Consider the following 5,198-nt stretch of genomic DNA (forward strand, 5'->3'; position numbering starts at 1 on the left):
ATATGGATTTACATAATCAATAAAAAGATGATAATGAGTTAAATAGTTTCAAAAATTTTTTGAAAATGAATACACAAGATTTAATCGTCGTAATGAAAACGGCTCAGCTTGGCAATATTAGTGCGGCGGCTGCACAGTTAGATATGCAGGTTGCTACAGCGAGCGCCGCGATAAAGCGAGTGGAAAAGCACCTTGGCTTTCAACTTTTTGTGCGTTCTACGCGTAGCTTAAGGCTATCAAAGCAAGGTGAAACTTACTTGCCAATTTGCGAGCAGGCACTTGCGCTTTTGGATAATGGCAAAAAACAGGTGCTTGATAACGACAACGAAATTGACGGTGAGCTAAGATTAACCGCACCGTCAGCTTTTGGCCGTAATATTCTCCTACCTTGGCTAGACGAATTACTTGATGAATACCCCAAACTTGCCTTGAAGCTTATTCTTAATGATCACAATCTCGACTTTTATCGTGACGGTGTTGATATCGCGCTGCGCTATGGCGCGCCTGAAGACAGTAGCTTCTACGGCTTTAAAATTTGTGATGTGCCATTGCTGCTTTGTGCCTCTACGGAATACATAGAAAAACAAGGCACGCCAAAGGATCATGAGGAGCTAAGTGAGCATCAAGGGCTATTCTTTTTGATCAGAGGCAGTAAGTTTGATACGTGGAAACTGACGAAAAATGAACAAACTTACAAAGTGGTGCTTAAAGGGCGTAGAACCAGTAATGATGCGGATGTGGTAAAGCGCTGGTGTGCGCAAGGAGCGGGTATTTCATTGCGCTCCGCGATAGATGTAGCAGACCAACTAGAACAAGGTGTGGTGCAAAGTATATTAAATGACTACCGCGTTGAATGTAAGCCGTTGTGGTTGATCTGCCCGTCAAAGCAAATGATCAACCCAAGCGTGAGAGTGCTGCGCGATAAACTAAGAGTGTACTGCCAAGCGCTTGTAGAAAAGGCCGAGCGGTATAAATAACGCACTAGGGCTTGACTGAAGCTGTATTCTTAGGCTTTTCGGGTAAGTGGGTTGGGTAACCAAATAGCGCCAACCATTTGCTCTTTAAGGTGTTTGCTTGTGAAAAACAGTGGAACATATGACGCCACTGAGCAAAGTTTACATCTAAAGGGGTCTGCTTTGGTGCCGCACCTCTTATTCCATAACAAATTGTGATGTCCTCACGCTCCTCAACAAAGGTGCCAAAAAGCTTATCCCAAATGATCAGCACCCCAGCAAAGTTTTTATCTATATAGTCAGGATTACTGGCGTGATGGACTCTGTGGTGGGAAGGCGTATTAAAGATCCGCTCAACCACTCCTAACCGATTAACCGTTTGTGTATGGACAAAAAATTGAAAAGCCAAGTTGATTGCGACGATGGCAAATACCAAGGTCGGGGTAAATCCAAGCAGTATCATAGGCAGCCAGAACAGCCACATACCGACAATAGGGTATAGCAAGCTTTGGCGAAATGCGGTGGTAAAGTTCATGTTGTTCGAACTGTGATGCACTACGTGTGCACTCCAAAGCCAGTGAATACAATGTGATGCCCGGTGAAACCAGTAATACAAGAAATCTTGCAAGATAAACCCAAAAAGCAAAGTGAGGAGATTTAATTCGATTGTGAATAAGGCAAATTGATGAAGCCAGTAAAAGAGCGGCATCAGTACAAGCAAAGCCAGCGCGTCGCTGCCTTGGTGGAGCAAGGCGAGTAGGGCATTGAGTAATGAATCTCGCCAATCATAGTGTTCGTGGTGCTTGATATACTCCCAGGCAACACAAAGTAAAAAGATGGGACTGAGTGCCAGTAAAATTAGCGATACATCAACCATATACAGCTCCTTCTTTAGCCAAAGCTTTGGTACTTTATATGCACTAGCGTAACGGGTTAGCCATTGACAATCCTGCCAAACTGCGCCAACAATTTGTCCAAATACGACAAAAGGAACTGCAATGCACTCCACTTCGTTTGTATATTTTTATAGTGCGTGGGTATATCTCCATGACCGTTTTACCGATGACAAGAAGCTGCGAGGCGAGTTTGCTGAGCTAGTAGCGTCACGCCCTGAACGTGTAGCACTCGTTGAGTATGAGCGATTGCTTGAGGTAGGACAGGAGCTGAGCGGCGATCCCTTAATTGGTTTTGAACTGGGTAAAGCCATTCAGCTGCATGATTATGGGGCGCTTGGTTATTTGGTCGAAACCAGTAAAGACTTACAGCAAGCTATTACCTCCTTATTGCATTACGACGCCATTGTCGCCGATATTGGCCTCGCTGTATTCGCAAGTGATAGCGACAATGCCAAGTTAACTTGGCAACCAAAAACCCCGCTGGGTAAGCAAGCCATTTTGCGTAATATGACCGCTTGGGTGAGCGCTGCAAGGCAGCTTTTGCGTTCAACTTTATCGCCTAACCAACTCCAGCTTAGCTTTAGCGTGTGTGACCTAGAATTACAACGTTTACAGACTTGGTTTGGCTGCTCCGTATCACAAAATTGCCCTGAAAACGCACTGTCTTTTCCGTTAGATTTTCTTACTATGCCCGTCGCTACCGTCGACAGCCTAATGCACGAACATATTGAGCAAGTGGTTGCAAAAAGCGTATCAGCGCTCTGTGATAATCATGACTTAAAAGCGCGTGTTGCTAATTTACTAGCGGCAAAGCATTCACTGACTGGAGTCAACCAAGCAAGTATGGCTAAGGCATTAAACATGAGTGTGCGTTCGATGCAGCGTAAGCTAAAAACACAACACACCAGCTTTAGAACCTTACTCGACCAAGAGCGAAAACATAGATTTGAACAACTCATCAGCAACACCAGATTGCTCGATATTGTAGACGCACTCGGTTTTACAGAGCAAAGTGCGCTCAATAAAGTTTGTGTAAAATGGTATGGGAAACCACCGTCAAAGCTAAAGTGAAGAACCGAAGGTAGGTAAGGTTTGGTTTGTTAGTTAAATTCCCAGCATTGGTGCAAATATTTATTGGGAATACATAGTGGGTGTTATCGATTTTCTATTTACAAACTCTCGTGACTTGGCTTGTTAGCACTTTTTCAATCCCTTTCTACTAAGCCGAGAAATAAATTGCTGACACCCACCTGGTGACAGAAGTGAAAATTGGGCACGCCGAGCGTAGCTTCAGCTGCGTCCGGCACCCGAAGGGATAGAATTTGCGCGCCTTGCAAAATCGGTTACACTCCGTAAAACTATGTTCTAAAATTAAAATAGCGATGGATGCCACCTCATAGCCCGACATATATGAGCTTTATTCTAATGGGTTTGTTGGTTATTCTCCCGAGTTTAATATGTCTCGAGATAAATTTTCTAATTTTTTTATAAAAACATCCCAATTGTAACCAGCAACACCACCTATAGCGACATAGCCTAGTGTAGCTCTTACAGGATCATTTTCATCAGCTATATCACCGGTTAGGACTAAAAGTCCACTTTGAACTATTGCAAATACCAAACACCCAACTAAAGTGGAAAGTAATGGAGCAAGATAAAACCCCCAAATGTGTTTCTTTTCAAATGTACAAGAAATTGCATAGTGGCGGTGAAAAGAAGTAATTCCAAGAATACCACACCCAAATAGTGAGCCTACAATAGTAAAGAACAAAAACGGAACCTGAGCAGGAATTTCAGTGTCATCGCTTATGTGCCAAAGTTTTAAAATAGAAGAAAACCCTGTGAGCCACCCATCAACTAAAAACCAAATCGCAAAAGTAGAATATATAAAAACATATATTGGAACTAACCATATTGATTTACCTATATCTGAACTACTGCTTGTTTGATTTGGAAGAGGATGAGAAGAGGTCTGTTGGCTTAACTGTCCATTATCTAGGGTAGGACTTTGCTGTAAAGTCTCCCTATTTTCATTCGTCATAAACGTCTCATTGTGTTGCTATTTGTATATCTAGTGAACATAATAGTACTACTAATCAAATAAAAGGCTACATTTTAGAGGCGAATTCTTTATCTCTCTTGACTGAAAATGTGCATTGGAAGCTAAAAAGAAATAACAATGAGTCAAAAAGGTTTAAAATTAGATTACACTTGGCCAGCTGATTTTCCAGAAGATATTCCCGAAAGTTGTGATCCTATACCGGCAGAAGGCAAAGTTTATCGTTTAGTTAGGACAGTTCCTCCTACGGAGGTTGATTTCCAAAAGCACAGAGATGAACATCCTGACTATGTTTATGTCACTAAGGATAAACCTTTATCTTATGGTATATCATTTTTTACGACTTTATCAAAATTAAAGCGAAAAACTGGAAACTATCCCGCCCCAGAACAATATGAAAGTTGGCAAACAGTTTGCGGTGAGCTAGTACCTGAACTTGGGGTTATAAAAATAGACTCAGGGCATGTAACATTGTGGGCACAAGAGGGAGCATTGCCTCATCAATACATTAGGGAAGAGGTAAAAGAAGCATGAATATTTTACCAAAAGACACAATTTTAGGTACTCTTAAAATTTTTGAAATATATGATGAGTTTTATGGACCTAAGTGCTTTTCTGTCCGAGATGAGCTTCAACATTTATATCTTGTTTATTGGAGTGGTGACTATGATAATGGAGAATGCACTAAATGGGTGTACATGCCTGTATCAACAAAGATATTAGATGAGTTACTTCGTGAAGAGTATACGTTTCATGAAGCATTTGCTAAATCGAGGAGGTTGATGCTCATTTCTACGTTTGCGGATGAAAGTCGCCATACAATGATAGAGCCTCTTACGAAAAAGAACATTGAGTTAGCTAATCTGCCACCAAAGAATTTTGAAATTGATCCTGATGAATTAAAGTCTTTTGCGCCAGAGGCAAAATGGGATTTCAACTTACGAATAGCTAAAAAAACGGGAAACGACTCTCCTGCAGATAATGCTGTAACAGATACGCTTGATTCATTCAGTGAAGTGGTCAGAAGCATTATGAGAGACCCTAAAAACCTTAAACCGTCTCTACATCCGTTAACAGCTGACTATGGCTCATTTGATGTGAAGCTAGGCTCAAGTAACCAAGAGCGAGCAGCTGTTGCTATTGAATTACTGGAATCTTTGCTTTCAGATGTAAATAAGCTAGAAAGTAGGCTGGAAGAATACAATATTGATCCTTATAGGTTGAAAAATCTATTGGATATCGTGAGCATTAATAAATTAGATTTAACTTTGAAGTCTAAAACTTCAAATG

At 41.4% G+C, this 5,198-nt stretch carries 6 protein-coding genes; 4 read left to right on the forward strand and 2 right to left on the reverse strand.

Annotated features, from left to right (window positions below):
- Positions 1–65: 65 nt before the first annotated feature.
- Positions 66–977, forward strand: coding sequence for a LysR family transcriptional regulator (locus L1D50_RS21400; RefSeq protein WP_239966772.1), 912 nt, complete (start codon positions 66–68; stop codon positions 975–977).
- A 4-nt stretch (positions 978–981) separates the two neighbouring features.
- On the opposite strand, the gene L1D50_RS21405 is transcribed toward L1D50_RS21400, so the two are convergent.
- A complete protein-coding gene (locus L1D50_RS21405) occupies positions 982–1,830 on the reverse strand; it encodes a sterol desaturase family protein (protein ID WP_239966773.1) in 849 nt (282 codons plus the stop codon).
- A 121-nt stretch (positions 1,831–1,951) separates the two neighbouring features.
- On the opposite strand from L1D50_RS21405, the gene L1D50_RS21410 reads away from it, so the two are divergent.
- Entirely contained in the window at positions 1,952–2,920 is a 969-nt protein-coding gene (locus L1D50_RS21410; RefSeq protein WP_239966774.1) for an AraC family transcriptional regulator ligand-binding domain-containing protein, read from the forward strand.
- 367 nt (positions 2,921–3,287) lie between these two features.
- Here the strand turns inward: L1D50_RS21410 and L1D50_RS21415 are convergent, their stop codons facing one another.
- Positions 3,288–3,890: a hypothetical protein gene (locus L1D50_RS21415; protein WP_239966775.1), complete on the reverse strand. Its 603-nt coding sequence runs from the start codon at positions 3,888–3,890 to the stop codon at positions 3,288–3,290.
- 138 nt (positions 3,891–4,028) lie between these two features.
- Between L1D50_RS21415 and L1D50_RS21420 the strand changes: the two genes are divergently transcribed.
- Complete coding sequence (locus L1D50_RS21420; RefSeq protein ID WP_239966776.1) at positions 4,029–4,442, forward strand: hypothetical protein; 414 nt, start codon at positions 4,029–4,031, stop codon at positions 4,440–4,442.
- Positions 4,439–5,198, forward strand: a 760-nt coding sequence (locus L1D50_RS21425) for a DUF6575 domain-containing protein (RefSeq protein WP_345773977.1), incomplete at its 3' end; no start/stop codon positions are given. The genes L1D50_RS21420 and L1D50_RS21425, both read left to right, overlap by 4 nt.

The organism is Pseudoalteromonas sp. Isolate6 (genome assembly GCF_022398435.1).
In the GTDB taxonomy this organism is placed as follows: domain Bacteria; phylum Pseudomonadota; class Gammaproteobacteria; order Enterobacterales; family Alteromonadaceae; genus Pseudoalteromonas; species Pseudoalteromonas galatheae.